Genomic DNA, 25,041 nt, shown 5'->3' on the forward strand with positions numbered 1-25,041 from the left:
CAATACAATCAAGGCACATGAACATGTGCCTTATTCAATTATTTGCGTTGCTTTAAGGAAATATACAATGAGCAATTTTGCTATCGTATTCCCAGGTCAAGGCTCTCAAGCTGTAGGTATGCTTGCTGAACTTGGTGAACAATATAACGTAGTTAAACAAACGTTCGCTGAAGCTTCTGACGCTCTTGGCTACGATCTATGGGCATTGGTTCAAGATGGTCCAGTAGAAAACCTAAACGAAACTTTCCGTACTCAACCGGCCCTATTGGCAGCTTCTGTCGCGGTTTGGAGAGTATGGCAAGAGCTTGGTTTAGAGCAACCTGCTAACTTAGCGGGTCACAGCCTGGGTGAATACTCTGCACTTGTATGTGCTAGTGTGATTGATTTTAAAGAAGCTATTAAGCTGGTTGAGCTACGTGGTCAACTGATGCAAGAAGCGGTTCCTGCTGGTGTTGGCGCGATGTACGCAATCATTGGTTTAGCCGATGAAGCGATTGCTAAAGCGTGTGAAGAAGCGGCACAAGGTGAAGTGGTTTCTCCAGTAAACTTTAATTCGCCAGGTCAAGTTGTTATCGCTGGTAATAAAGCGGCAGTGGAACGTGCCGGCGTACTTTGTAAAGAAGCGGGCGCGAAGCGTGCACTTCCTTTACCTGTTTCTGTGCCATCCCACTGTGCACTAATGAAACCAGCTGCGGATAAGCTAGCGGTTGCTCTGGAAGCACTAGAATTCAACACGCCAACGCTACCTGTCATCAATAACGTTGATGTTATTGCTGAAACAGATCCTGCGAAAATCAAAGACGCTCTTGTTCGCCAACTTTACAGCCCAGTTCGTTGGACTGAAGGTGTTCAGGCAATGAACGAGCAAGGCGTGGAAAGACTACTAGAATTAGGCCCAGGCAAAGTTCTTACAGGTTTAACTAAGCGTATTGTTAAAACAATGACAGCTGCTGCAGTAAATGATGCTGCATCACTAGAAGCTGCTAAATAACGACATAAAGAGAAGTTATGATGAATTTAGAAGGCAAAGTTGCACTGGTTACAGGTGCAAGCCGTGGTATCGGTCGTGCTATCGCTGAACTACTTGTTGAGCGTGGTGCTAAAGTTATCGGTACTGCAACATCTGAAAACGGTGCTGCTGCGATCAGCGAGTATCTTGGTGAGAACGGTAAAGGTCTTGCACTTAACGTGACAGATGTTGACTCTATCGCTGCAACACTAAAAACCATCAACGATGAGTTTGGCGCAATTGATATCCTAGTGAACAATGCTGGCATCACACGCGATAACCTACTTATGCGCATGAAAGATGACGAGTGGAACGATATCATCGATACTAACCTAACGCCTATCTACCGCATGTCTAAAGCAGTACTGCGTGGCATGATGAAAAAGCGTGAAGGTCGCATCATTAACGTTGGTTCTGTAGTTGGTACTATGGGTAATGCGGGTCAAGCGAACTACGCAGCGGCTAAAGCTGGCGTGATTGGCTTCACTAAGTCAATGGCACGTGAAGTTGCTTCACGCGGTGTAACAGTCAACACTGTGGCTCCTGGTTTCATTGAAACTGACATGACTAAAGCACTAAATGATGACCAACGTGCAGTAACTTTGGCTAACGTTCCAGCAGGTCGCTTAGGTGATCCTCGCGAAATCGCTGAAGCTGTGGTATTTTTGGCGTCGCCTGCGGCAGCTTATATCACAGGCGAAACACTTCACGTCAATGGCGGTATGTACATGGTTTAAATTCTGTGCAACATTTGTGCATGATTTAAGTCAAAAATGTATGTAATTTCGGTTAAAATCGCTAAAATTGTGGTTTGACCAGAAAAGTTGGCCTTGCAACTTTTAATAGATTGAATAAACTACGGAAAACATCGCATAAAGCGAACTCTGTAAAGGAAAAGAAAAAATGAGCAACCTCGAAGAACGCGTAAAGAAAATCATTGTTGAACAACTAGGTGTAGATGAAGCAGAAGTTAAAAACGAAGCTTCTTTCGTTGACGACCTAGGTGCTGATTCTCTAGACACTGTTGAGCTAGTAATGGCTCTAGAAGAAGAATTCGACACTGAGATTCCAGATGAAGAAGCTGAGAAAATTACTACTGTTCAAGCTGCTATCGATTACGTAACTAGCGCTCAGTAATAATCTCTCCCAGGCGGTCACCTAGACCGCCTGTGTTTTATCTAGACTCATCAATCCTCATCTAAATCATTTCAATCCCCGGAGTGTAAAATCGTGTCCAAGCGTCGTGTAGTTGTCACTGGCATGGGTATGTTGTCACCGGTAGGCAACACTGTAGAATCTTCTTGGAAAGCCCTGCTAGCTGGTCAAAGTGGTATCGTAGATATCGAGCACTTTGATACAACCAATTTCTCAACTCGTTTTGCAGGTTTAGTTAAAGACTTTAACTGCGAAGAGTATATGTCTAAAAAAGATGCTCGTAAGATGGACTTGTTCATCCAGTACGGCGTCGCAGCAGGTATTCAAGCTTTAGATGATTCAGCCCTAACTATTACTGAAGAAAACGCTCCACGTGTAGGCGTTGCAATCGGTTCTGGTATCGGTGGTCTTGGTTTGATCGAAGCCGGTCACCAAGCTCTAACTGAAAAAGGCCCTCGTAAGATCAGCCCGTTCTTCGTTCCATCGACGATCGTGAACATGATTGCTGGTCACATGTCTATCATGCGCGGATTACGCGGTCCAAACATCGCTATTTCTACTGCATGTACAACTGGCCTACATAACATTGGTCACGCGGCTCGTATGATTGCATACGGCGATGCTGATGCAATGCTAGCGGGTGGTGCTGAAAAAGCATCGACTCCACTAGGTATGGGTGGTTTTGGTGCAGCCAAAGCACTTTCTACTCGTAACGATGAGCCTCAAAAAGCTTCTCGTCCATGGGACAAAGGCCGTGACGGTTTCGTTCTTGGTGATGGTGCGGGCATGATGGTTCTTGAAGAGTACGAACATGCAAAAGCGCGTGGTGCTAAGATCTACTGTGAGCTTGTCGGCTTCGGTATGTCTGGCGATGCTTACCACATGACTTCTCCAAGTGAAGACGGTTCAGGTGGTGCATTAGCGATGGAAGCTGCGATGCGTGATGCAGGTGTAACTGGTGAACAGATCGGTTACGTCAATGCTCATGGCACGTCGACTCCAGCTGGTGATGTTGCGGAAGTGAAAGGCATCAAGCGTGCTCTTGGTGAAGCAGGAGCTAAGCAAGTATTAGTTTCTTCTACTAAGTCCATGACTGGTCACCTATTAGGTGCAGCAGGCTCTGCTGAAGCGATTATCACTGCAATGTCTTTGGTAGACCAAATTGTTCCACCAACGATTAACCTCGACGATCCTGAAGATGATTTGGATATCGACTTGGTTCCTCATACTGCTCGTGAAGTTAGCAACATGGAATATGCTGCATGTAACTCATTCGGTTTTGGTGGTACTAACGGTTGCTTAATCTTCAAAAAGATTTAATCACCCGAGATAAGTTATAATTTGACTTGTTTTCAAACGGCTTGATGCTTAGCATTGAGCCGTTTTTCTTTTTAAGGACATCTGATGTATTGGGTTAATGGAGAGCTTCAACATACAACAAGTTTGAGTGATCGTTCTTTTCAGTACGGTGACGGTTGCTTTACGACTATGTTGACCGTAGATGGAGTGATAGAACATTTCCCTTTGCACAAAAAGAGAGTCGATGCTTGTTTGAGCGCTTTATCTATTCAATCAATCGATTGGAGTTTAGTGACGAGTTGGCTGGAAGAAGCAGTCGTAAAACAAGGAAAAGCGGGCGTTAAACTGCATGTTAGCCGGGGAGAAGGTGGAAGAGGTTATAGTCCTAAGAGTGTATCTTCCCCGAATGTTACAATTAGCGTATTTACTTATCCTGAGCATTATCATCAAATAACACGTGATGGAATCGAGCTCGGTTTGTGTCAGAAAAGATTAGGGCTTTCTCCGTTGCTTGCCGGGCATAAGCACAATAACCGATTAGAACAAATTATCTTGAAATCAGAGCTAGACTCTCAAGGTTTGCTTGATGGGGTTGCGCTTGATATCGAGGGTTCAATTGTCGAGACAACAATGGCGAATTTGTTCTGGGTCATTGATGGAGAGCTTTTCACCCCCGACTTATCGTTAAGTGGTGTATCCGGTGTTATGCGTAAAGCCGTATTAGGGTATGCATCGGAAAACAAGTTGACGGTTAATGTCGGCCGTTACCCGCTTGAGCACTTGGAAAACGCGGATGAAGCGTTCATATGTAACTCTATCCTTGGTATCGCACCTGTGATTAAGTTACGACAACAGAAATTTGAAATTGGAACAATAACAAAGAGTCTTCAAGGAACATTAAACTCGTGATAAAGAAAATTAGTTTATTCATCGTTTTTAGTATTTGTATCGCTGCAGCCGGAGCTTATTACGTATACAACCAAGCTCAAGCTTACCTCACTCAAGTCGTGGACATTGACGAATCTCAAGTGATCACTGTAGAGTCGGGCACCAGTTTCAATCGTGTACTAAGTCAGCTAGTTAACCAAGGTTTGTTTACGGCTTCCCCTTATTCCAAAGTCACTCGTAAGCTTCATCCAGAACTGCTGGACGTTAAAGCCGGTACTTTCTTGATTGAGCCAGGTTTAACGCTTAAAGAAGTACTCGAAATTTTTGTTGAAGGCAAAGAGCATCAATTCACCATCACTTTTGTAGAAGGCAGCCGTTTTTCTGAATGGTTAGTTCAACTTGAACAAACTGAATATTTGACTCAGACACTGTCTAATTTGAGTGAAGCTCAGATCGCTGAAAAACTGGGTATTGAACGAGAAAAGTTAGAAGGGCTTTTTCTCGCCGAAACATACCATTACACCTATGGCACTTCGGATTTAGATTTGCTTAAACGTGCCCATAGAAACCTAATGAATGTCGTGAACGCACAATGGGAAAGTAAAGATGCTAACTTGCCCCTGAAGTCTCCTTACGAAGCCTTGATCTTGGCCTCAATCATAGAGAAAGAGACAGCCGTTGCCTCGGAGCGTGAGCGCGTTGCGTCAGTGTTTGTTAACCGTTTGAACAAACGTATGCGCTTACAAACTGATCCAACCGTCATTTATGGCATGGGTGATAAATACGACGGTAACATTCGTAAGAAAGACCTGCGTACCCCAACGCCTTATAACACATATACGATCAATGGCTTACCACCGACACCGATAGCGATGGCAGGTAAAGCCTCTATTGAAGCTGCATTGAACCCAGAAGAAAGCAATTACTTGTATTTTGTTGCAAGTGGGACTGGCGGACACGTATTTTCAAAAAACCTAACGGATCATAACCGTGCGGTTCGAGCTTACTTGAAGCAACTTAGAAAAAATAAATAAGAACTCAATTATGAATCAGTCAAAATTTATTGTAGTCGAAGGCTTAGAAGGTGCGGGCAAAAGTACCGCCATTAATGCCATTCTTGAAACTTTACGTGAATCGGGTATTGAACACATTCAAAATACTCGTGAGCCTGGTGGAACCGTTCTAGCCGAAAAGATGCGAGCGTTAGTAAAAGAAGAGCATGAAGGTGAACACCTACAAGACATGACCGAGCTTTTACTTATGTATGCGGCGCGAGTTCAACTCGTCGAGAACGTTATTAAGCCTGCGCTTGCTAATGGGCAATGGGTTGTTGGCGATCGTCACGATATGTCATCTCAGGCTTATCAAGGTGGGGGGCGTCAGCTTTCTCGCGACACCATGTCTTCTTTGAAAGAAACGACGCTAGGTCAATTTAAGCCCGATTTGACGCTTTACTTAGATCTTGATCCTCGCGTTGGTTTAGAGCGTGCACGAGGTCGTGGTGAACTCGATCGAATTGAAAAAATGGACATCTCATTTTTTGATCGAACGCGTGAACGCTACTTGGAAATTGCGAATAGTGATGATTCGGTGATTATTATAAACGCCGAACAAAAGATTGAGCATGTTGCTGCAGATATCAAGTCAGCACTATGCTCATGGCTTGCCGAGCAACAGGCTTAATGATGCAAAATCTATATCCTTGGCTAGAGCAACCTTGGGAACAGTGCAAAACGATATTGGATAGCGACAGAGTCCCAGGAGCGATTTTGCTAATTGCACCCAATGGTCTTGGCGTGAACGTTTTAGTTGAACGTTTCCGTTCTTCGCTGATGTGTGTGAACTATGAAAGTGAAGCTTGTGGCTTTTGCCACAGCTGTGAGCTGATGAAGTCGGGTAGTCACCCTGACGTACATACGATTTCACCAGAAAAAGAAGGTAAATCTATTACTGTTGATCAGATTCGCGCGAGTAATCGATGGGCTCAAGAGTCCTCCCATTTAGATGGGTATAGATTGATTGTGATCGAGCCTGCAGAAGCGATGAATGAAGCCGCGTCGAATGCTTTACTTAAAACATTGGAAGAGCCGGCAGACAAATGTATTTTCCTTTTGGTATCCCCGGCGGTTAAACGCTTGATGCCTACAATCGTCAGCCGATGTCAGCAATGGAAGATTGCCCCACCGAGTGCGGTTTCTGGCGAAGCATGGTTGAAGCAGGAGCACGGCAAAGCAATTCCGAATTACGTTTTACCTCTTTGCTCGGGCATGCCACTTGACGCTTTGGCTATGCTTAAAAGCGGCGAAATCGAAGAATGTCAGCAGGTTTTCGAAGGTTATTTGGCTTTTGAAAAACAGGTGAATTCCGATCTTCTGGCTTTTGGGACGCTCCTGAACAAACACCCAAACCGGAATCTTATGTGGTTATGGCATTTGCTAACTGATGTTCAAAAGGTTGCTTTTGGTATCGAAGATAACGGCATCATTCCTGTTAGCCGTGAACTTGTGCAAGAGATGACGTACCAACAAGCCTTCGTCAAGGCGAAGTCATTGCTGAAGTTGATTGAGCAACTAAGACAACATTCGGGTTTGAATACTGAGTTACTAATTATAAATTGGCTAATCGTAGCCAGAGAGGGATCATGTTCGTAGATTCACATTGTCATTTAGATAAGCTTGATTATCAGGACTTACATACCAACGTCGCGGACGTCATTAAGAAAGCCGAAGCAGCAAATGTGAAACAACTGTTATCAGTTGGTGTGACACTTGATTCTTTCCCTAACATGCTGGAAATGATATCCCCATTTGATAATGTCCATGCTTCATGTGGTGTACATCCTCTAGATGTGGAAAGTGATTTTGCTTTGGATGAACTCCATCAATTCGCACGACATGACAAAGTCGTCGCGATTGGCGAAACAGGTTTGGACTACCATTACCAGCCTGAAACAGCCGAACTTCAAAAGCTTCGCTTTGAGCAGCAAGTTGAGCTCGCCGTTGAAGTTAATAAGCCACTTATTATCCATACGCGCAATGCGCGAGAAGATACGCTTTCTATATTAAGAAACGGCGGTGCTGAAAAGTGTGTGGGAGTCATACACTGTTTTACAGAAAACCAAGAGTTTGCGGAAGCGGCGTTGGATTTGGGCTTTTACATTTCAATTTCAGGTATTGTGACGTTCCGACAAGCGACTGAATTGAAAGAGGTGGTTAAACAACTACCTTTAGACCGTTTACTTATTGAGACCGATTCTCCCTATTTGGCACCTGTGCCTTATCGAGGGAAGCAAAACCAACCGGCTTACGTAGTCGAAGTCGCTACCTATATTGCCCAACTAAAAGGCCTATCCTTAAAAGAAGTTGGTGAAAAAACGACCGAAAATTTCGAGAGACTTTTTTTGCGTTAAAAAATGCATTTAGACTAAAAAAGGAGCGCAAGCTCCTTTTTTTGTGTCTTTTGTCACTAATTGTACTTCATTTCTTAATGTTTACTGATTATGTTGAACTTGAGAGTCGAAAAATTAAAATTTGTAATTTTGTTACTAAAAATAACATCCTCCTCTATTTTATTTACCTACTAAAATAAATACCTTTATCTATTATTTGTATATAAATCAATATATTACAGCGATGTAAAGGGTTGCATTTCAATTTTTGGCGTGTGATCCAAGACTTGTTTTGAAACTAAATTTCGTAACTCTATAGCAAGTTTGTTGGTCATCAATATATATTTAGCGGCAGAAAATATAATGCAATACATGGTTACATTTTCATTGGGTGCTAACATTTAGGCTACGGGGGTGTGCCGTTAGAACCCATATATTTATTATATCTTTATCAGGAGCATAAACATGTTTAAGAACCTTTTTGCTAACCTGCAAAAAGTTGGTAAGTCTCTGATGCTACCAGTATCAGTTTTACCAGTTGCGGGTATTTTGCTTGGTGTCGGCGCTGCAGACCTTTCTTTCATTCCAGAGATTGTTTCCAATCTTATGGAACAAGCTGGTGGTTCAGTATTCGGTCAAATGGCACTACTGTTCGCAGTAGGTGTTGCACTTGGCTTTACAAATAACGACGGTGTTGCAGGCCTTGCTGCTATCGTAGGTTACGGTATCATGACGGCAACTCTTGGCGTTATGGCTGGCGTAATGGGTGTGGACAAAATCGACACCGGTGTTCTAGGTGGTATCCTAGTCGGTGGTGTTGCTGCTTGGGCATTCAACCGTTTCTTCCGTATTCAACTTCCAGAGTACCTTGGCTTCTTCGCTGGTAAGCGTGCTGTGCCAATCATCACTGGTTTCTCTGCAATCGGCCTAGCTATCGTACTTTCTATCGTATGGCCACCAGTTGGCGGCGCTATCGCGGCGTTCTCTGATTGGGCTGCACACCAAAACCCACAAGTGGCATTTGGTATCTACGGTATCATCGAGCGTTCACTAATCCCATTTGGTCTTCACCACGTATGGAACGTACCTTTCTTCTTCGAAGCTGGTACTTGTGTAAACGCGGCTGGCGAAACTCAAAACGGTGTTCTTACTTGTTACCTAGTTGCTGACGAAGCAACTCGTGCAGCGGGCAATGGCTTTGGTCAGCTAGCTGGTGGTTACATGTTCAAGATGTTTGGTCTACCTGCTGCTGCTATCGCGATTGCACACTCTGCTAAGCCAGAGAATCGCGCGAAAGTTATGGGTATCATGGCATCTGCTGCATTGACGTCATTCCTAACAGGTATTACTGAGCCAATCGAATTCTCATTCCTATTTGTTGCTCCAGTTCTATACGGTATTCACGCTCTACTAGCGGGTTCTGCATACGTACTGTCTAATACTCTAGGTTTTGTACACGGTACTTCTTTCTCACACGGTCTAATCGATTTCTTAGTTCTGTCTGGTAACGCTTCTAAGATGGGTCTAATGATTGTTTGTGGTCTTGCTTACGCGGCTATTTACTACATCGTTTTCCGTGCTGTAATCAAAGCTCTTGACCTTAAGACTCCAGGTCGTGAAGAAGAAACTGACGACGCTGTCGCGGCAACAGGTTCTGAGCTTGCAGGTGAGCTAGTGTCAGCATTTGGCGGTAAAGCTAACATCACAGGTCTAGACGCATGTATCACTCGCCTACGTGTAGCAGTAGCTGATACAGAGCAAGTTGATCAAGATAAACTTAAAAAGCTAGGCGCAGCAGGTGTAGTTGTTGTAGCTGGCGGTGTTCAAGCTATCTTTGGTACTAAGTCAGATAACTTGAAAACAGACATGGATGAGTGGATCCGTAACAACGGCTAATCTTCATCATTTGAATTGAAAAGGAGGCGTTATGCCTCCTTTTTTGTATCTGTAGTTTTTCCCTCGCAAGCTTCCTTTCCCACGTATCTTTTACATAACCTCTACGCCTCTCACTTTTCAATGACAATTGACGGTTTTGCACTGTGTACAATTAGCCCAGTTTTTTGAACCTGAGGTTAGATATGAACAAACTTACACTTTTTGTCAGTGCTCTTTTAATTACCTCTCCTTTTGTTCAGGCTTCTGATAGTGCTGACTTAGAGATAGGTATGGCCATTGACCAACAGTTGAGTGTAGTGGTCGAACTTGAGAGCAAGTATCGTTTTACGGTAGGTAATGAAGGTACGGCTTTTGACTATATTATTAAGCGCGGTGATATCGAAGCTGATATTCCGGTCAGTTGGTTTGTTGGTGTCGGTGGCTGGGCTGAGTGGGATGACCAGTTCGGTGCTCGAGTTCCACTGGGTGTTAAAGTGAACTTCCATGATGGATGGAACGCCTATGCTCAGGTACATCCAGAACTGAATTTATATAAAGGCCCTGAGTTGCAAATTGGTGGCGCCCTAGGTGTGACCTATAAGTTCTAGATGGGTAGAAAGAAAAATGCCAGCTGAGTAGCTGGCATTTTTATTGGTTTCAGAAGGTTATTGCTGTTTGTCCATAGCACGCTTTATGCAGATTGCAGCGCCACCCCAAGTGATACCAAGACCAAGAACCATCATAATAATTGCACTAGTCGTCATGATTATGCTTCCTTCTTACTTGTAATATTGATGATAACGCCAATCGCTAGTAGACCTGCGATCATTACCCAACCAAGGGTCAGGTCGTAGCCTCCATAACCGTCTGTGAGTAACGCGCTTAGTTTAGTTGCAAGGATGATTGCAAGCATAACTGGAGTTACAAAACGTAGACATACGTTGAACCATGTACCGATTGAGAAGTCTGAAATTTCATTTACGTAGGCACGAACATCGCTTACTTTGTTGAGTAACCATGCCATTAGAAGGATTTCAATGAATCCACCTACCATGATACCGACGTTGTTAGCGAAGTGATCGACTAGATCTAGCAGTAGTAGGCCACCATTTGTCGCGAATGCCATTGAAACGACGACACCGACTCCGATAACAATACTTGCAGCTTTTTTACGGCTCCACTTCAGTTTATCCATGATTGCTGAGGTCACCGCTTCCATAATGGAGATATGAGAACTTAAACCTGCAACTACAAGTGCGAAGAAGAATAGTGGACCTAGAATGTAAGGAGCCGGAAGCAAGTTGATTGCCGCAGGTAGCGTTACAAATGCTAAACCAACGCCGGCTGTTACTACTTCTGTTAGAGGCTTACCTTGCTCTTGCGCCATGTAACCTAATACAGAGAAAATCATGATACCGGCTAGAATTGAGAAACCACAGTTAATCAAAACAGTCATAAAGGCATTATTTGTGATGTCCGACTTTTCAGGTAAGTAACTAGAATAAGCAAGCATGATTGCGAAGCCGATACTCAACGTAAAGAAGATTTGGCCATATGCTGCTGCCCACACTTTTACATCCCAGATTTTGCTGAAATCAGGTTCGAACATGTAGTTAACACCATCTAGCGCTCCTGGAAGGAAAACCATGCGACCGATAAGCAGAACGACCATGATGAATAGAACCGGCATCATTACTTTAGACGCACGTTCAATACCCGCTTTTACACCGCCAACGATCGCTGCGTAAGTGATTGCCCATGCGAGTAGCATCGCTCCAGCAATTCCCCATTGAATGCTACCTAGGTTTGTTGGTGAGTTATCACCTAGAGCTAGATATTCACTAAAGAAGAAGGCGTTAGTGTCGGTGCCCCAACTTTGGTTAAACGACATACCAAAATATGAGATTGCCCAACCGATAACAGCAACGTAGTAAACCGCGATCACGGCCGCAACGCCGACTTGGAACCAGCCAAGCCATTCAAACTTCGAATTGATTCTTGCTAGGGTTGCTGGTGCTGACCCACGGTATTTTTGACCCATACTGAATTCTAGGATCATGAATGGTATACCGGCTGTTAGCATCGCGAATAGATATGGAATAAAGAAGGCACCACCGCCGTTCTCATAAGCCATGTATGGGAAACGCCAAATGTTTCCTAGTCCGATAGCAGATCCGACTGCGGCAAGGATAAAGCCCGCACGGGAGCCCCACTGTTCTCGCTTCATAGTTAACTCCTTTACAACTTCCCTGAGATATGAAGCTTCTCGCCACGCTGTGCTTTGAAAGGGAGAGAATGGTTAAAACAGGCAAACGGTTTGACTGCTTACTCTATCTTCCATGATTAAGCAAAAGTTTAGTTTATTATGTTGTTAGCGTTTAAAGAACCCAGAGGATTATTCTTAATTTTTCGATGTGTGTTTGCATAATCTGAAATATTCAGCTGATGCGTGACAACGAGCCTACCTACTTAGAATAGTTAAAGCAATAGATTAGGATTGTTTGAATATTGTGTTTGTCTAGTCGTTAAAATGTTAAATGATGAAAACTTAGGAGGGATGGGATGGTTGTGTGATCTTATCTTGGTCGATCTCACTATAAATTAGAGTTTTTATAGAGAATTAAACTTTCTTATAAAATAGAGTGTATGACTGAAATTCATACACTCTATAGTTGAAGAGGCCATTCATTCAGATTTAAGTGGTATGGTTTGCTTATGGCTAAAAAGGCTTAGAACGAAAAAGTTAGGCCTAAGCTCGCTTGATATTGATTCATCCAATCTGTTTTGAATTTGATCACACAGGTTTGCCCTGTTGTGGGGATAGTACAAGCACCTGACGTTTCATTATCGACAACTGTACCTAACCAGCGAACCTGCCCATTGAGTGCTAGGTTATCGGTGAACTTGTATTCGATACCACCAAAGATTGAACCAGAAAACCCATATTTGTCTTTCGCCCAATCCACATCAACGTAAGAAGCGCCTATGCCTAAACCTAAATAAGACGAAAATTTATCATCAGCAGGGTAATAGATACTGCTTTGGAAATGTAGGTATTGGATCGATGAGCTAAGTTTCAGTGTTTCAAGTTCGGAGCTTTGATTTGAATAAAATAGTCCTACTCTGCCTTTATCAAGGGGGGTTTCAATCGCAAACGTATAACTCGCTGCGGGTTCCATATCATAAGTGTTGGAATCTTCATCTTGCACGCTTCCACCGCCAGTATAACCAGCAAAGGGGGTAAGCATTATGTTTGATTCAGCAGATAGATAGAAGCATGGAATCAAAGTCAGCAGGGCAATGAATTTTGCTTTTTTATTCATGAGGATATCCTTATCAAATGACAACCTAATTGTGATGCTTACATCAATATTGTGCGACTAATTTAGGTGAATCTTGAAGATACTTCACACAGCTGATAATACTTAAGTAACAACTTGCAACAATTATAAAAAACAGAGGTGTCTATGGAACATGATCTGAAAAATGCTCTACAAATAACGGTTTGTATTTTTGCTATTTTGCTCACTTTCGGCATTATCGCAATTACAAGCTAAACCAACCGTCACTTTCGCTTAAATCAGGGTTATTCCTATGATGAACAGTGGTTATGTAACGGAGTCTGATTCCGCAATAAACTTAGATTATTACTCTAAGTTTATTGTCGGTAAAACAGCATTGGTTACCCAAGGAGGAGGGCAGAGAGGGATATTTACCTCTGGTGTACTGGACGCGTTTTTGACGTCCAACTTTGATCCTTTTCATTCTTTTTACGGCACTTCTGCCGGAGCTCTAAATCTGTGTGCTTATCTTTGTCGTGAAGCCGGCTTAGGTAAATCTTTCATACTCGATCTCACTACAGCTCCTGAATTCTTCAATCTTTTCTCTTATATTCGTCACCGCCAAGGGCTTGGTATGGAATGGGCGCTAGAGAAAATCATGTCTTATCCTTACAAACTCGATTTGGATTTAGGCCGCAGAGTATTAGGCGACCGTTCTTTCTATGCTGCAGTGACAGATACACAGCGTTTGAATGATCATTATCTTCCAATGTTGGAAGAGGATTGGTTTCAAGTGATGCTCGCAACCTGTGCCATTCCTCGTTTATATACCGATGAAGTTCTGGTAGGGGGGAGAGCGTATGTGGATGGTGGTGTTTCGGCTTGCATTCCCGTACAAGAAGCTTGGAGGCAGTCCGCTCGCTCTATTGTCGTAATTAGAACTGAACCTATTTCAGAAGTTGAGCCCCAGAGCCAAGAGATAGCCCCTAATGAAGAAGTTGAGTGGTTTAAAGAGTCATTTAATAGCGTACAAGATCAATGGCAACAACGCTTAGAACAATGGAAAACAGATTGGTCATCGTTCTTTCAGCAGCAAATATCGCGTTCTAAGGAACATAAGCGAGATCGGCGTAATCTGGACTTGTTAAACGGCGGACGTTGGTTGTTTGGGGCTGATGATATTTATCGGTTGAGCCACTTGGTCGGTGACAAATTTGACTCAGGACTAGCTGATATGTTGATGGTCCACTATCAAACGTATTCGTTAACTCAAGACTTTTTGAATAGTCCTCCGGATGACACGTTTGTTGTTCAAATTGCACCAAAAGAGCCGCTACAAGCAAGTTCATTAATGAGTAGTCAAGAGGAGCTAATTCACGACTATGAACAAGGCTTAGCTGCAGGCTATCACTTTATTGAGCAATATCTTAAGGTGGCGAGTTCCAGGTAGCGAGAGTAGCTACCTGGATAGTTTTGTGGGCCAGTGGCGTGCTAGGTTACAGGCAGAATTCTCATACAGTTTGTTGAGCCCGCCACATCCATGATGTCTCCCTGAGTGATGATGACTAGATCGCCAAACTTCAAGAGCTTACGCTCTTTCAGAGACTTAAGTGTTTCAAGGGCAACATCGAGATCATCTTCAATTTTGGTATCAAAGTAAATCGGTGTTACTCCGCGGTATAGTGCGCAACGATTCAATGTACTTTCATTTCGTGACATTGCAAAAATCGGCAAATCTGAATTGAGACGAGACATCATCAGTGCCGTTCTGCCAGATTCCGTTAATGTCACAACCGCTTTTATGCCTTCCATGTGGTTTGCAGAGTAGATCGTTGCCATTGAAATGGTTTCTTCCGCAGTCACAAAGGTCTTGTTGATACGATAGGTCGATTTATTGACCTCAGCCATTTTTTCAGCGCCGACACACACCTCAGCCATCGATTTAACGGTTTCGACTGGGTATTTACCCGCAGCGGTTTCGCCTGAAAGCATCACGGCATCTGTGCCATCTAACACAGCGTTAGCAACATCCATCACTTCCGCCCGTGTTGGCATTGGTGCAGTGATCATTGATTCCATCATCTGGGTAGCTGTGATGATCGTGCGATTGAGCGCTCTGGCACGCTTTATAAGCTGTTTTTGTACCCCAACAAGCTCTGGGTCACCAATTTCAACTCCGAGGTCACCACGCGCCACCATCACCGCATCTGATGCCATAATGATGTCATCCATGTTTTCAACAGTTGCTACGGTTTCTGCTCGTTCCACTTTCGCCACAAGGTGAGCTTGTAAACCTGCATCGCGAGCTAATCTGCGAGCATAATTCATGTCTTCGCCATTACGAGGGAACGATACCGCAAGGTAATCCACTTTAATTTGTGCAGCGGTTTCTATATCGCGTTTGTCTTTTTCAGTCAGTGCTTCAGCTGAAAGCCCACCACCTTTTTTATTAATACCTTTGTTGTTGGAAAGCGGACCGCCAATGGTAACGCGAGTGTGAACTTTGGAAGACTCAACATGAGTGACTTGTAATTGCACGCGTCCATCATCCAATAGCAGGATATCGTTGGTGCTGACGTCATTAGGTAGCTCTTTATAATCAAGCCCAACCGCTTCTTGGTCCCCTTCACCTAGGCCAAGTTCGCTATCAAGCGTAAATTTGTCTCCTACGTTCAAATGGATCTTTCCGTCTTTGAATGTTGAAACTCGGATTTTTGGCCCTTGTAAATCGCCTAGAATCGCGACTTGGACACCGTGTTTAGCCGCTAAGGTACGCACTTTTTCTGCTCGGCTAATATGGTCTTCTGCGGTGCCGTGGGAAAAGTTCATTCGAACCATATTGGCGCCGGCTTGGATGATTTCTTCTAGAACGTTGCCTTTATCTGTTGAAGGACCCAAGGTGGTCACTATTTTTGTCTTTCTTGATTCAGCTGTCATTTGTTTCTCCTAGACGGTAAGGCTGAATTAAGTATATGCATTAATTGACAAATTATCGGGCCGCACCAAATTAATCCGTTATCTTTTTTAGTGAAACGCGATCTGACGAAAATAAAAGATGTTTCATATCGAAAATTAAGTAAAAAATAGTGTAGCCAACTAGTAACTTTCGATAAACAATTTGATTAGATACACAAAGATTTACGTATATACGTGATGCTTGTCACGGCGATATACCAAAGCGCTTCACAATTACTTCGCAAAGTAAAAAAATTGTCGGGTTGATGATTTCTGGAGCGTAAAATGTACATGGCTCAACCGGGCCATATTGATCATATCAAACAGGTCAATGCTGGTCGTGTATACAAACTAATTGACCTTAAAGGTCCCATTTCTCGTATTGATCTTTCCAAACAAAGTGAGTTGGCTCCTGCGAGTATTACCAAAATTACTCGTGAACTCATTGAGGCACATCTGATTCATGAAACTACGGTTCAGGAAGCGACCAGTCGTGGACGTCCTGCCGTTGGTTTGCAAACTGATAACGAAGGTTGGCAGTTCCTTTCAATGCGATTAGGGCGTGGTTACCTGACGATTGCATTGCATGAACTAGGTGGGGACGTTTTAATCGATACTAAAATCGATATTCATGAAAGAGATCAAGACGATGTGTTGGCTCGTTTACTTCATGAAATTGATGAATTCTTCCAAACGTATTCGGAGCAGCTCGATAGGGTAACAAGCATAGCGATTACTTTACCGGGCTTAGTAAACTCAGAGCAGGGCATCGTGCTTCAGATGCCTCATTATAATGTCGAGAACTTGGCGTTAGGGCCTGAGATTTTCAAAGAAACGGGCCTTCCTGTTTTTATTGCGAATGACACTCGAGCTTGGGCTTTGGCCGAAAAGCTGTTTGGTAATTCTCAAGACAATGATAACTCTGTACTGATTTCGATTCACCATGGCTTAGGCGCTGGTATCATTTTAGATGGCCGTGTATTGCAAGGTCGCCATGGTAACATCGGTGAATTAGGTCATATCCAAATCGATAAAGAAGGTAAGCTGTGCCACTGCGGTAACCGAGGCTGTTTGGAAACTGTGGCAAGTTCTCAAGCGATCCGTGAAGAAGTGATGGAGCGTATCGCGAACGGTGAAGCATCAAGTCTTAGTGAGTTGGAAGAGATAACCATTGAAAGTGTTTGTTCGGCAGCGGCCGATGGCGATGCATTAGCTGTGGATGTGATTGAAAAGCTCGGTCAATATCTAGGCTCAGCGATTGCGATTGTGATTAACCTTTTCAACCCTGAAAAAATCCTGATCGGCGGGGTGATAAACCAAGCTAAAGATATTTTGTATCCAGCGGTACAAAAGTGCATTGAAGAACAAAGCTTGCCAGTTTATCACCAAGATCTAGAGCTCGTTGAATCTCGTTTTTATAAGCAAGCGACAATGCCCGGGGCGGCACTAATTAAACAAGCATTGTATGACGGTCAATTACTTATGAAAGTAATTGAGGGGTAATGTGTTTCAGATCTGATAATCTACACTGCAGGAGAGTTATATATTCTCCTGCTCTATTGTTTGTCCTAAAATCTCACAAGTATCTATTTAAATATCTTTAATTACTCTCTTTGCCTAACAGGTTGTACTTAGGCTATGGTAATTAGAGTTATTCTTATCATTAGGATGTTGTATGTCTGGAGTTTTGAACTCGGTTGACCAAAGAACCAAACTGGTCGGTGAAAACCGTCTGGAACTCTTGTTGTTTAGTTTAAATAGCAGCCAATTGTTTGCGATTAATGTATTTAAAGTAAAAGAAGTACTTAAAGTTCCACCTCTTACTAAACTTCCGGGCTCACATCATCATATTACCGGCGTAGCGTCTTTACGCGGTGAATCTGTTCCTGTTATTGATCTAAGAAGTGCGATTGGCTTTCCTGCGTCGCTTGAGGATTCAGGAGAAAATAACCTAATTATTACGGAGTATAACCGTAGTGTTCAGGGTTTTTTAGTTGGGCAAGTGCGTAATATTGTGAATACGACTTGGACCGAAATCCAACCGCCGCCGAAAACAACAGGACGCTCCAATTACCTTACCGCTATTACTCAAATTGAAGACAGTAATAAGCAGAGCAAAATCGTCGAAATTATCGATGTAGAAAAAGTTTTAGCTCAGATAATTGATTACGACGTGTCGATTTCAGAAGGGGTGTTAGATGAGAATCTTGCATCGCAAATGATCGGACGCAACGTATTGATTGTCGACGATTCTTCAACTGCACGAAATCAAGTGAAAGGTACATTATCTCAACTTGGTTTAAACATCATAGAGTGTCGTGATGGTTTAGAAGCCCTCAATTTATTGAAATCTTGGTGTGATGACGGCAAAGATATTTATCAAGAAATTTTGCTGATGATTACTGACGCGGAAATGCCTGAGATGGATGGGTATAAACTCACTCATGAAGTGCGTAGCGATCCTAGAATGCAAGATTTGTTTATCACGCTTAATACCTCTCTAAGTGGCAGCTTTAATGAAGCTATGGTCGAAAAGGTTGGCTGTAATCGCTTTATTTCTAAGTTCCAGCCTGATCTGCTGGTGGGTGTCGTGCAAGATCGCATGCGTGAAATTATCTAATAAAAACGGCGTATTTTTTATAAAGCGTGATCATCTGTTGTTCAGTTGATATATTTAAATGGTATGCATACCTCAAAGTGTGCAACAACTATCTAACGTAACTTTTCATCAAATTTTAAGGTAGTTCCTACAGAATGATATGGTTGTCTTCTAAAGTCGTTATGACTTTAAGTTTATTACTATATAAGGAATTTAAGAAAAGACGTATGGAAGCTGAAGTTGAGTAATTTGCTCAACACATTGAATACAAAGGGAGGCTTGCCTCCCTTTTCATCGTTTAAGAGCCTTGGTTTAATGGAAATCACGCGAACGTGTGTTTAAGTTTTCTAGTTGATCCGTTAGATCGATAAGTCTCCCCGCAATGACGTGCACTACTTCTCCCTCACGCTCTAATATTCCTTTTACTTTGAGTATCTTGGCTGTCAAGTAAGCTTGCTTTTGAGCTCTGGCTGTTGCGCCCCAAACGACAACGTTAATGTTTCCAGTATCATCTTCGAGCGTAAAAAAGGTCACTCCGGCGGCGGTGCCGGGAGATTGTTTCCCGGTTACAATGCCCACCACAGTAACCAAAGATTTGTGTTCGATAGTGTGGAGCTGATTGAGCCGGACAAATCGTCCTAAATTTCCCGCCTCATCAAGTAATGAGATAGGGTGTTTATTCAGAGTGACCCCTACACTTGAAAAGTCTTCAATGGCACTCTCCATCTCGCTAGGTTGATGCTCATAGTGGTTCGGTTCTTCTTGTAGTTGTTTGAAAAGGGGTAAGTCGTTGATGGAGTCCATCATATTCCAGCGGGTTTTATACCGATTCCCGGATAATATTTGCATTGCATTGGCAGAAGCGAGCAGTTCTATATCGCGTCGGTTTATCGAGAGTTGCTTTACTTGGTTTAAGTACGCGTAACCCTGAGCAGGACGGTTGGCTAGGACACTCTCTATTGCTTGTTGGCTGAGCCCTTTGACCATTCTTAACCCCAACTGAATAGCGGGAGTATTGTGCTGCATGACGACGGTATGATCTTTCTGAGAGTGATTCACGCATACAGGCAAAATGGTCACACCATGTCTTTGGGCATCTTGAACAAGCTGGGAAGCGCTATAGAAGCCCATTGGTAAGCTGTTAAGCAAAGAGGTATAGAAACATTCAGGATAGTAGAATTTGAGCCATGCAGAGCAGTATGCGAGCACTGCGAATGAAGCGGAGTGGCTTTCTGGAAAACCATACTCCCCAAACCCACAAATCTGCTCGAAGATCCTTTCTGCAAATGAAAGCTCATAGCCTCGGCTTTTCATCCCATCGATCAATTTGGACTTGAATTTAAATAAGTCGCCATTTTTCTTCCATGCAGCCATCGCTCGTCGCAGTTGGTCTGCTTCCCCGCCAGTAAAACCAGCAGCGACCATTGCGAGTTTGATGACTTGCTCCTGAAAAATTGGCACTCCCATGGTTCTTGCTAACACGGATTTGACAGCTTCTGAAGGGTATTCAATAGGCTCAATACCATTTCTTCGTTTTAAGAAAGGGTGAACCATATCCCCTTGAATTGGGCCCGGGCGAACAATCGCGATTTGAATAACTAGGTCATAATAGTTCGCGGGCTTTAGTCTTGGGAGCATGCTCATTTGTGCTCGTGATTCTATTTGGAATACGCCAATCGTATCGGCTTTTTGAATCATCGAATACACATTGGGGTCGTCTTGCTGACGCGTAATGTCTGCAATATTGAGTTCTTGTTTATAAAGGTTGTGCACCAGTGAAAAACATTTACGGATAGCAGAAAGCATCCCCAGAGCGAGAACATCAACTTTAAGTAAGCCTAACGATTCGAGATCATCCTTGTCCCATTGAATAATGGTGCGGTCGGGCATGGCTGCATTTTCAACGGGAACCAGTTCATATAAAGGACCGGATGAAATCACAAAGCCTCCCACGTGCTGAGATAAATGGCGAGGAAAGCCCATAAGCTCATTGACTAGGTGGATGAACTGCTGCCCCTTTAGGGAGTCCGCTTCTAAGCCTAACTGGACTATTTGAGCTTGCCAGCCTTGGCTTCTATCACGTCGGTTGACGTTCTTTATGAAGAAGTCGAGTTGTGTTTCTTGAATGCCTAATGCTTTTCCTACATCACGGACTGCGCTTTTAAAGCGGTATGAAATGACCGTTGCGGCTAATGCTGCACGTTCACGCCCGTATTTCTTATAGATGTATTGGATCACTTCTTCTCGCCTTTCATGCTCAAAGTCCACATCGATATCTGGCGGTTCATTTCTTTCTTTGCTAATGAAACGTTCAAAAAGAACTGAGATCTGTCTAGGGTCAACAGCAGTGATTTCAAGGCAGTAGCACACGACGGAGTTCGCCGCAGAGCCTCTACCTTGATGCAAAATGCCTTGCCGCTTTGCAAACATCACAATGTCGTGGATGGTGAGAAAGAAGAACGGGTAGTCAAGTTCCTCGATCAGGACTAATTCTTTCTCTATGGTCTGTGCGATTGTTTCTGGGACTCCATGAGGGAATCTCAGCTTTTTTCCTGCTTCCACTAATTGGATCAGGTAACTCATTGGCGTGTGGCCCTTTGGTATTAACTCGCTTGGGTATTCGTACTTCAAAGTGGAGAGATCGAATTGGCATAAGCTTGAGATATGAACACTTTCTGCAAGCCATTCGCCTTTGAAAATATGGCTGAGTTTTCCAGTAGCCCGGAGACAACGTTCAGTATTCGATAGAAAGTGCTCCCCGAGATCCGCGATGGCACAGTGATATTTAATCGCTGTTAAGGTGTGCTGCAAAGGCTGACGGTTCGCGTTGTGCATCACCACACCGCCACATGCGGTAATAGGGATGTGTAAAGAGGTGGCCAAGCTCTCACAGTGTTGAATATACGCTTTATCTTGTTGTTTCAGGTGGCGTTGTAACCCAATCCATAGCCTACTTGTATGATGTTGATGCAACCACTTAGCCCAATGTAGGTCGCTTTGTTGATGTAGAGGAAGCCAAATAACGAAGCAATGCTTGATGGACATGATGTCCCATTCAGAAAGCTGGTATTCACCTTTTTCACTTCGGCGACGAGCGTTCGTGATGATTCGACATAACTCAGCATAAGCTTGTCTATTCGGACATAACAGAATGAATTGGCATTCGCTATTGAGCCAAAACATGCTCCCAACAATCAACTTAATTGTTAGTTCATGCTGTTTGATCGCAGCATGCGCTTTGACTATTCCGGCAACTGAACACTCATCAGTGATAGCGATGGCTTTATAGCGTAGAAAGTCAGCTTGTAAAACCAACTCTTCCGCGTGTGATGCTCCCTCTAGAAAAGAGTAATTGCTTTGGCAAAAGAGCTCGGCGTACTTAATTGTCATGTTGATTCCCGCGAGTGGCTGAAAGTAAGAGACCCATGGAATAGGAGTGATTAACGGCGAGCTAGCAAAATAACCCGTGTAAATACCACTGTTTGTTTGGCGTTCGATATACCCAGAACCACCGGCCTTGTTTACTGCGAGCGACAAAGTAATCTCGAACCATTTTGTCTCCATCCCACCAGCCGGCAATAATACGTTCTGGGCCTTGTGTCAGTTCGACCTCCTCAATGAGAGGTTGAGGCTCGGTTAATAGGATACTTGGCCTTAATCGTTGCATGACGGAAGGGTGAGTTACCTTTATCTGGGAAGCCGCTGAGTGTCGGCTACTGCTTGGTTGTGTATATCGGTTTGCTTTTTCTGGCCTAGGGTCATAGGAGAGTGCCGGAGAGGAAATCGCTTCTTGCCCGAGTTTTGCTTGTAAGAGAGACAGCAGTTCTAATGAATTTTGTGTGCCGACGCTTCCATCAAACAAGTCACCATAATGGGTATGGGGTTCACCTTGTCGAGTGACGGATAATGTCACTCCATGCACTGCGGCATCTAAAGTTATCGACTCCATGCTTAGCTTAGAAAGTACGGCCCATTTTTCAGCTAAGTAATCACCTTGAGCTGACGTAAAAGTCACAGCGCAATCTGGGTTATCTCTTTGATGTAGGGTAAGGGTAAGTTCAAATGCAACACGATCTCGTAGTCGCAAAAAGCTTTCCAACTGTTTGAATAGTTTTAAAAGTGGCTTTTCTAGCCACAGCACATTTTCGATATCGAACAGAAGCTCGAGGTATTGCTGAAACTGCTCTGGAGGGTGATAAAAGTCAATGGGGTGCTTAAATTGCCCTGTTAGGCGACCAACGTAGTTCACCAACTCAATATCAAAACGTCGCGCGATTTCGGGAAGTGGCAACTTGAGCAGATCATTAAGTGTGTTCACCCCAACACGGTTTAAACGTTCTATTTGCTTATTGGGCAGCTCTGTTGCACTCAGAGAGTAACCCGAGACTTTTTCAGTCATCTTAGTTTTATCTGAAGTGATCAGATTTGCGCCCGCTTGACCAAGTAAGATCGCAGAATAAGGAGAGAACCCCGTTGAAAAATGGAATGTCATATTGAGTTGTTTTAGGTGCTCGTGCAGTGTGCGCCAGTAGTTGTCTAACCCGTCGTAGAGAGAAAGCATATTGGATGCTTTAACGAGTAACCCTTTGGGAGGCAAAATGACAATATCAGAGGTGACCAAGTATGCCCACTGAGCAATCTCAATAAGTTTAGATTTTTCTAATTCGTAACAATACGGATGAACTTGAAGGTTGCTACATAAAGCCGCGGCAGACCCTAACCCCATGTCAGGCTGTATGCCGAGCGTTTGCGCTGCACTATTCGTTTGTTGAACACTATGATCTTTTTCATCAACAATAATAAGCGGCTGATGACCTTCTTCTTGATAAAGGGCATCCAACTGTAATTGAGGAAAGTGTACGTAAATCCACAGTAGCATTCGTTTTACCCTTGTTGTGCCATTGGGAAATGGAGCACCGTTGCGTGGGGCTGATCTTGAATACTGTCGGCTAAAGTCAGTTCTGGCCATTGCGTATTAAGCTCCAAAATAAAAGAGCCGTATGACCATCCTCCTTTGCGTTTAATGATCGTGACTTCTAGCCCGCTTTGGTGAGGAGTGAGCTTCATACTGAGCGAGACTGGCAGTGAAATCTTGTCTTGGCTGGTGGATTTAAAAATAAACTGCAAGCACTTGCCCGTTTCACTCGCCACTTGTAGACGCTTAGTTTGATGAATTTCCAATTCGACACCCCAAAGGAAAACGGAGTGGCAGGCGCCACTTTTCAGGCATTGTTCTGCTGTCCATAACGCATCGAGATCGGACTTGGGTGAAATAACGAGAATATGGGCGAGGTCGATGTTCTGAGCAGAAAAAAACTCCGCACTAATCAGCCCTGGCGGGTTAATAAATACGATCAACCTTTCTGAAGCACTATGCTGTATATGTGGCAGCATCAAACGCAGTTCTCCGATACTACTTTGTGACTCAATTTCAATCACGCCGTGTACAGGGAATCCACCATCTAACTTTTGGTCGAGTGTAGGGAACCCTGTAGAAATGGTTGAGTGCTGTTTCTGCGGTTGTTGACCTTGCCAAATTAAGCGTTGGTCTTTTAGATTTTCTATAAGTTCATGCATAATAAAATACCTGTATATATATACAGTATATTTAAGTGTGGATTTGCTGCAAGAAAATTTTGTCTGGAGAGGGCAATAAACTGAGGTTAAAAAATAGAAAAAGAAAAGGCCGCTTAACGCGACCTTCATTTATTCGATAGTTATCAAACTACTTACGTTTTGGCTGAGCATCAATACACTGGCCATTTGTTTCCGTCATGCTTGGATCCATCAGGTGCAGATACAGCGGCATAATGTCTAATGGTGTTTTTAGCGTGTTCGCATCTTCACCTGGGTACGCTTTAGCGCGCATACGGGTTTGAGTAGCACCAGGGTTAATGGCATTGACTCGAATCGGCGTGTCACTTAGCTCATCAGCTAAAATTTGCATCATGCCTTCTGTTGCGAATTTCGAAATTGCGTAGCTGCCCCAGAAAGTGCGACCTTGATGACCCACCGTTGAAGACGTGAAAACGACACGGCCAGCTTCAGATTTTTTGATCACAGGAAGCAGTGCTTGAGTCATTAAAAACTGAGCTTTCACATTAATTTGCATCACGTCATCGAAAGTGTCTTCTTCGACTTGATCGAAAGGGCTTAGAGTTCCAAGTACACCTGCATTATGGAGTAAGCCATCAAGGCGTCCAAATTGACCTTCAATGGTTTCAGCCATATCTAGGTAGTTTTGTTTGGTCGCGCCTTTTAAATCCAAAGGGATAATAGCTGGCTGTGGGTAACCGGCAGATTCAATCTCATCGTAAATGAATTCTAAGTTCTTGACGTTGCGACCTAGTAAAATAACCGTTGCACCATGTTCAGCAAAACTCAGTGCAGCTTGACGGCCAATTCCTGCGCCAGCTCCAGTAACTAAAATTACTTTGTCTTTGAGGGCATTTGGAGAGGTTGAATATTCCACCTTGCTAATCCTTCTTTTCATTATGCAGTTCATTCCATTGGTGTTTTATCACACAGATAACGGCTGGAATGATTATAAATTCTTGGTAATCGTGACAAGATGGTTACAATACACTAATTC

General features: G+C 43.5%; 23 protein-coding genes. 15 read left to right on the forward strand and 8 right to left on the reverse strand.

Annotated features, from left to right (window positions below):
• Positions 1-67: 67 nt before the first annotated feature.
• The 11 genes from fabD (at position 68) to ACHUFI_RS08865 (ending at position 10,222) form a co-directional block, all read left to right on the forward strand.
• Complete coding sequence (fabD, locus tag ACHUFI_RS08815) at positions 68-991, forward strand: ACP S-malonyltransferase (RefSeq protein ID WP_394248259.1); 924 nt, start codon at positions 68-70, stop codon at positions 989-991.
• Between the two features lie 20 nt (positions 992-1,011).
• Positions 1,012-1,746, forward strand: coding sequence for a 3-oxoacyl-ACP reductase FabG (fabG, locus tag ACHUFI_RS08820; protein ID WP_394248618.1), 735 nt, complete (start codon positions 1,012-1,014; stop codon positions 1,744-1,746).
• A gap of 166 nt (positions 1,747-1,912) precedes the next feature.
• Positions 1,913-2,146, forward strand: a complete 234-nt coding sequence (acpP, locus tag ACHUFI_RS08825) for an acyl carrier protein (protein WP_004737381.1) — start codon at positions 1,913-1,915, stop codon at positions 2,144-2,146.
• Positions 2,147-2,239: 93 nt separating this feature from the next.
• Complete coding sequence (gene fabF / locus ACHUFI_RS08830; RefSeq protein ID WP_394248261.1) at positions 2,240-3,484, forward strand: beta-ketoacyl-ACP synthase II; 1,245 nt, start codon at positions 2,240-2,242, stop codon at positions 3,482-3,484.
• 84 nt (positions 3,485-3,568) lie between these two features.
• Positions 3,569-4,372, forward strand: a complete 804-nt coding sequence (pabC, locus tag ACHUFI_RS08835; RefSeq protein ID WP_394248263.1) for an aminodeoxychorismate lyase — start codon at positions 3,569-3,571, stop codon at positions 4,370-4,372.
• Positions 4,369-5,385 (forward strand): endolytic transglycosylase MltG, encoded by a 1,017-nt coding sequence (mltG, locus tag ACHUFI_RS08840; RefSeq protein WP_394248265.1) that lies wholly within the window; start codon positions 4,369-4,371, stop codon positions 5,383-5,385. The genes pabC and mltG overlap by 4 nt, the downstream gene beginning before the upstream one ends.
• A 10-nt stretch (positions 5,386-5,395) precedes the next feature.
• Positions 5,396-6,034: a dTMP kinase gene (gene tmk / locus ACHUFI_RS08845; protein ID WP_394248267.1), complete on the forward strand. Its 639-nt coding sequence runs from the start codon at positions 5,396-5,398 to the stop codon at positions 6,032-6,034.
• A 2-nt stretch (positions 6,035-6,036) separates the two neighbouring features.
• Positions 6,037-7,002, forward strand: a complete 966-nt coding sequence (locus ACHUFI_RS08850) for a DNA polymerase III subunit delta' (RefSeq protein ID WP_394248620.1) — start codon at positions 6,037-6,039, stop codon at positions 7,000-7,002.
• Entirely contained in the window at positions 6,993-7,760 is a 768-nt protein-coding gene (locus ACHUFI_RS08855; protein WP_394248269.1) for a TatD family hydrolase, read from the forward strand. Before ACHUFI_RS08850 ends, ACHUFI_RS08855 begins: the two co-directional genes overlap by 10 nt.
• 444 nt (positions 7,761-8,204) lie before the next feature.
• Positions 8,205-9,635, forward strand: coding sequence for a PTS glucose transporter subunit IIBC (gene ptsG, locus ACHUFI_RS08860; protein WP_394248271.1), 1,431 nt, complete (start codon positions 8,205-8,207; stop codon positions 9,633-9,635).
• Between the two features lie 182 nt (positions 9,636-9,817).
• Positions 9,818-10,222 carry a hypothetical protein gene (locus ACHUFI_RS08865; RefSeq protein WP_394248273.1) on the forward strand — a complete coding sequence of 135 codons (405 nt, stop codon included), beginning with the start codon at positions 9,818-9,820 and terminating at the stop codon, positions 10,220-10,222.
• A 57-nt stretch (positions 10,223-10,279) separates the two neighbouring features.
• Here the strand turns inward: ACHUFI_RS08865 and ACHUFI_RS08870 are convergent, their stop codons facing one another.
• The 3 genes from ACHUFI_RS08870 to ACHUFI_RS08880 form a co-directional block, all read right to left on the reverse strand.
• Positions 10,280-10,378 carry a methionine/alanine import family NSS transporter small subunit gene (locus ACHUFI_RS08870; protein WP_137357788.1) on the reverse strand — a complete coding sequence of 33 codons (99 nt, stop codon included), beginning with the start codon at positions 10,376-10,378 and terminating at the stop codon, positions 10,280-10,282.
• A 2-nt stretch (positions 10,379-10,380) separates the two neighbouring features.
• Positions 10,381-11,841: a sodium-dependent transporter gene (locus ACHUFI_RS08875; protein ID WP_394248275.1), complete on the reverse strand. Its 1,461-nt coding sequence runs from the start codon at positions 11,839-11,841 to the stop codon at positions 10,381-10,383.
• Positions 11,842-12,343: 502 nt separating this feature from the next.
• A complete protein-coding gene (locus ACHUFI_RS08880; protein WP_394248277.1) occupies positions 12,344-12,937 on the reverse strand; it encodes an outer membrane protein in 594 nt (197 codons plus the stop codon).
• A 144-nt stretch (positions 12,938-13,081) separates the two neighbouring features.
• Between ACHUFI_RS08880 and cydH the strand changes: the two genes are divergently transcribed.
• Complete coding sequence (cydH, locus tag ACHUFI_RS08885) at positions 13,082-13,171, forward strand: cytochrome bd-I oxidase subunit CydH (RefSeq protein WP_394248279.1); 90 nt, start codon at positions 13,082-13,084, stop codon at positions 13,169-13,171.
• A 40-nt stretch (positions 13,172-13,211) separates the two neighbouring features.
• A complete protein-coding gene (locus tag ACHUFI_RS08890; RefSeq protein ID WP_394248622.1) occupies positions 13,212-14,345 on the forward strand; it encodes a patatin-like phospholipase family protein in 1,134 nt (377 codons plus the stop codon).
• Between the two features lie 41 nt (positions 14,346-14,386).
• Here the strand turns inward: ACHUFI_RS08890 and pyk are convergent, their stop codons facing one another.
• Positions 14,387-15,832 carry a pyruvate kinase gene (pyk, locus tag ACHUFI_RS08895; protein WP_394248281.1) on the reverse strand — a complete coding sequence of 482 codons (1,446 nt, stop codon included), beginning with the start codon at positions 15,830-15,832 and terminating at the stop codon, positions 14,387-14,389.
• Positions 15,833-16,135: 303 nt separating this feature from the next.
• Between pyk and mlc the strand changes: the two genes are divergently transcribed.
• Together mlc and ACHUFI_RS08905 are read left to right on the forward strand one after the other, a co-directional pair.
• Positions 16,136-17,353: a sugar metabolism global transcriptional regulator Mlc gene (mlc, locus tag ACHUFI_RS08900; protein ID WP_394248283.1), complete on the forward strand. Its 1,218-nt coding sequence runs from the start codon at positions 16,136-16,138 to the stop codon at positions 17,351-17,353.
• Between the two features lie 172 nt (positions 17,354-17,525).
• Positions 17,526-18,470 carry a chemotaxis protein CheV gene (locus tag ACHUFI_RS08905; protein WP_394248285.1) on the forward strand — a complete coding sequence of 315 codons (945 nt, stop codon included), beginning with the start codon at positions 17,526-17,528 and terminating at the stop codon, positions 18,468-18,470.
• Positions 18,471-18,761: 291 nt separating this feature from the next.
• Here ACHUFI_RS08905 and ACHUFI_RS08910 read toward each other — a convergent pair whose 3' ends face one another.
• The 4 genes from ACHUFI_RS08910 to ACHUFI_RS08925 form a co-directional block, all read right to left on the reverse strand.
• Positions 18,762-21,839 carry an error-prone DNA polymerase gene (locus ACHUFI_RS08910; RefSeq protein WP_394248624.1) on the reverse strand — a complete coding sequence of 1,026 codons (3,078 nt, stop codon included), beginning with the start codon at positions 21,837-21,839 and terminating at the stop codon, positions 18,762-18,764.
• Positions 21,840-21,900: 61 nt separating this feature from the next.
• Positions 21,901-23,328: a Y-family DNA polymerase gene (locus ACHUFI_RS08915; protein WP_394248287.1), complete on the reverse strand. Its 1,428-nt coding sequence runs from the start codon at positions 23,326-23,328 to the stop codon at positions 21,901-21,903.
• Positions 23,329-23,333: 5 nt separating this feature from the next.
• Entirely contained in the window at positions 23,334-24,026 is a 693-nt protein-coding gene (gene imuA, locus ACHUFI_RS08920; protein ID WP_394248289.1) for a translesion DNA synthesis-associated protein ImuA, read from the reverse strand.
• Positions 24,027-24,174: 148 nt separating this feature from the next.
• Positions 24,175-24,921: a YciK family oxidoreductase gene (locus ACHUFI_RS08925; RefSeq protein ID WP_394248291.1), complete on the reverse strand. Its 747-nt coding sequence runs from the start codon at positions 24,919-24,921 to the stop codon at positions 24,175-24,177.
• Positions 24,922-25,041 lie beyond the last annotated feature (120 nt).

Source organism: Vibrio profundi, assembly GCF_043642225.1.
Lineage (GTDB): Bacteria > Pseudomonadota > Gammaproteobacteria > Enterobacterales > Vibrionaceae > Vibrio > Vibrio profundi_A.

What these genes read in the sequence shown, in the direction of transcription:
- fabD (WP_394248259.1), top strand. Translation starts at nt 68, where the DNA reads ATGAGCAATTTTGCTATCGTATTCCCAGGTCAAGGCTCTCAAGCTGTA.
- fabG (WP_394248618.1), top strand. Translation starts at nt 1,012, where the DNA reads ATGAATTTAGAAGGCAAAGTTGCACTGGTTACAGGTGCAAGCCGTGGT.
- acpP (WP_004737381.1), top strand. Translation starts at nt 1,913, where the DNA reads ATGAGCAACCTCGAAGAACGCGTAAAGAAAATCATTGTTGAACAACTA.
- pabC (WP_394248263.1), top strand. Translation starts at nt 3,569, where the DNA reads ATGTATTGGGTTAATGGAGAGCTTCAACATACAACAAGTTTGAGTGAT.
- tmk (WP_394248267.1), top strand. Translation starts at nt 5,396, where the DNA reads ATGAATCAGTCAAAATTTATTGTAGTCGAAGGCTTAGAAGGTGCGGGC.
- ACHUFI_RS08850 (WP_394248620.1), top strand. Translation starts at nt 6,037, where the DNA reads ATGCAAAATCTATATCCTTGGCTAGAGCAACCTTGGGAACAGTGCAAA.
- ACHUFI_RS08855 (WP_394248269.1), top strand. Translation starts at nt 6,993, where the DNA reads ATGTTCGTAGATTCACATTGTCATTTAGATAAGCTTGATTATCAGGAC.
- ptsG (WP_394248271.1), top strand. Translation starts at nt 8,205, where the DNA reads ATGTTTAAGAACCTTTTTGCTAACCTGCAAAAAGTTGGTAAGTCTCTG.
- ACHUFI_RS08865 (WP_394248273.1), top strand. Translation starts at nt 9,818, where the DNA reads ATGAACAAACTTACACTTTTTGTCAGTGCTCTTTTAATTACCTCTCCT.
- ACHUFI_RS08870 (WP_137357788.1), bottom strand. Translation starts at nt 10,378, where the DNA reads ATGACGACTAGTGCAATTATTATGATGGTTCTTGGTCTTGGTATCACT.
- ACHUFI_RS08875 (WP_394248275.1), bottom strand. Translation starts at nt 11,841, where the DNA reads ATGAAGCGAGAACAGTGGGGCTCCCGTGCGGGCTTTATCCTTGCCGCA.
- ACHUFI_RS08880 (WP_394248277.1), bottom strand. Translation starts at nt 12,937, where the DNA reads ATGAATAAAAAAGCAAAATTCATTGCCCTGCTGACTTTGATTCCATGC.
- cydH (WP_394248279.1), top strand. Translation starts at nt 13,082, where the DNA reads ATGGAACATGATCTGAAAAATGCTCTACAAATAACGGTTTGTATTTTT.
- ACHUFI_RS08890 (WP_394248622.1), top strand. Translation starts at nt 13,212, where the DNA reads ATGAACAGTGGTTATGTAACGGAGTCTGATTCCGCAATAAACTTAGAT.
- pyk (WP_394248281.1), bottom strand. Translation starts at nt 15,832, where the DNA reads ATGACAGCTGAATCAAGAAAGACAAAAATAGTGACCACCTTGGGTCCT.
- mlc (WP_394248283.1), top strand. Translation starts at nt 16,136, where the DNA reads ATGTACATGGCTCAACCGGGCCATATTGATCATATCAAACAGGTCAAT.
- ACHUFI_RS08905 (WP_394248285.1), top strand. Translation starts at nt 17,526, where the DNA reads ATGTCTGGAGTTTTGAACTCGGTTGACCAAAGAACCAAACTGGTCGGT.
- ACHUFI_RS08910 (WP_394248624.1), bottom strand. Translation starts at nt 21,839, where the DNA reads ATGACAATTAAGTACGCCGAGCTCTTTTGCCAAAGCAATTACTCTTTT.
- ACHUFI_RS08915 (WP_394248287.1), bottom strand. Translation starts at nt 23,328, where the DNA reads ATGCTACTGTGGATTTACGTACACTTTCCTCAATTACAGTTGGATGCC.
- imuA (WP_394248289.1), bottom strand. Translation starts at nt 24,026, where the DNA reads ATGCATGAACTTATAGAAAATCTAAAAGACCAACGCTTAATTTGGCAA.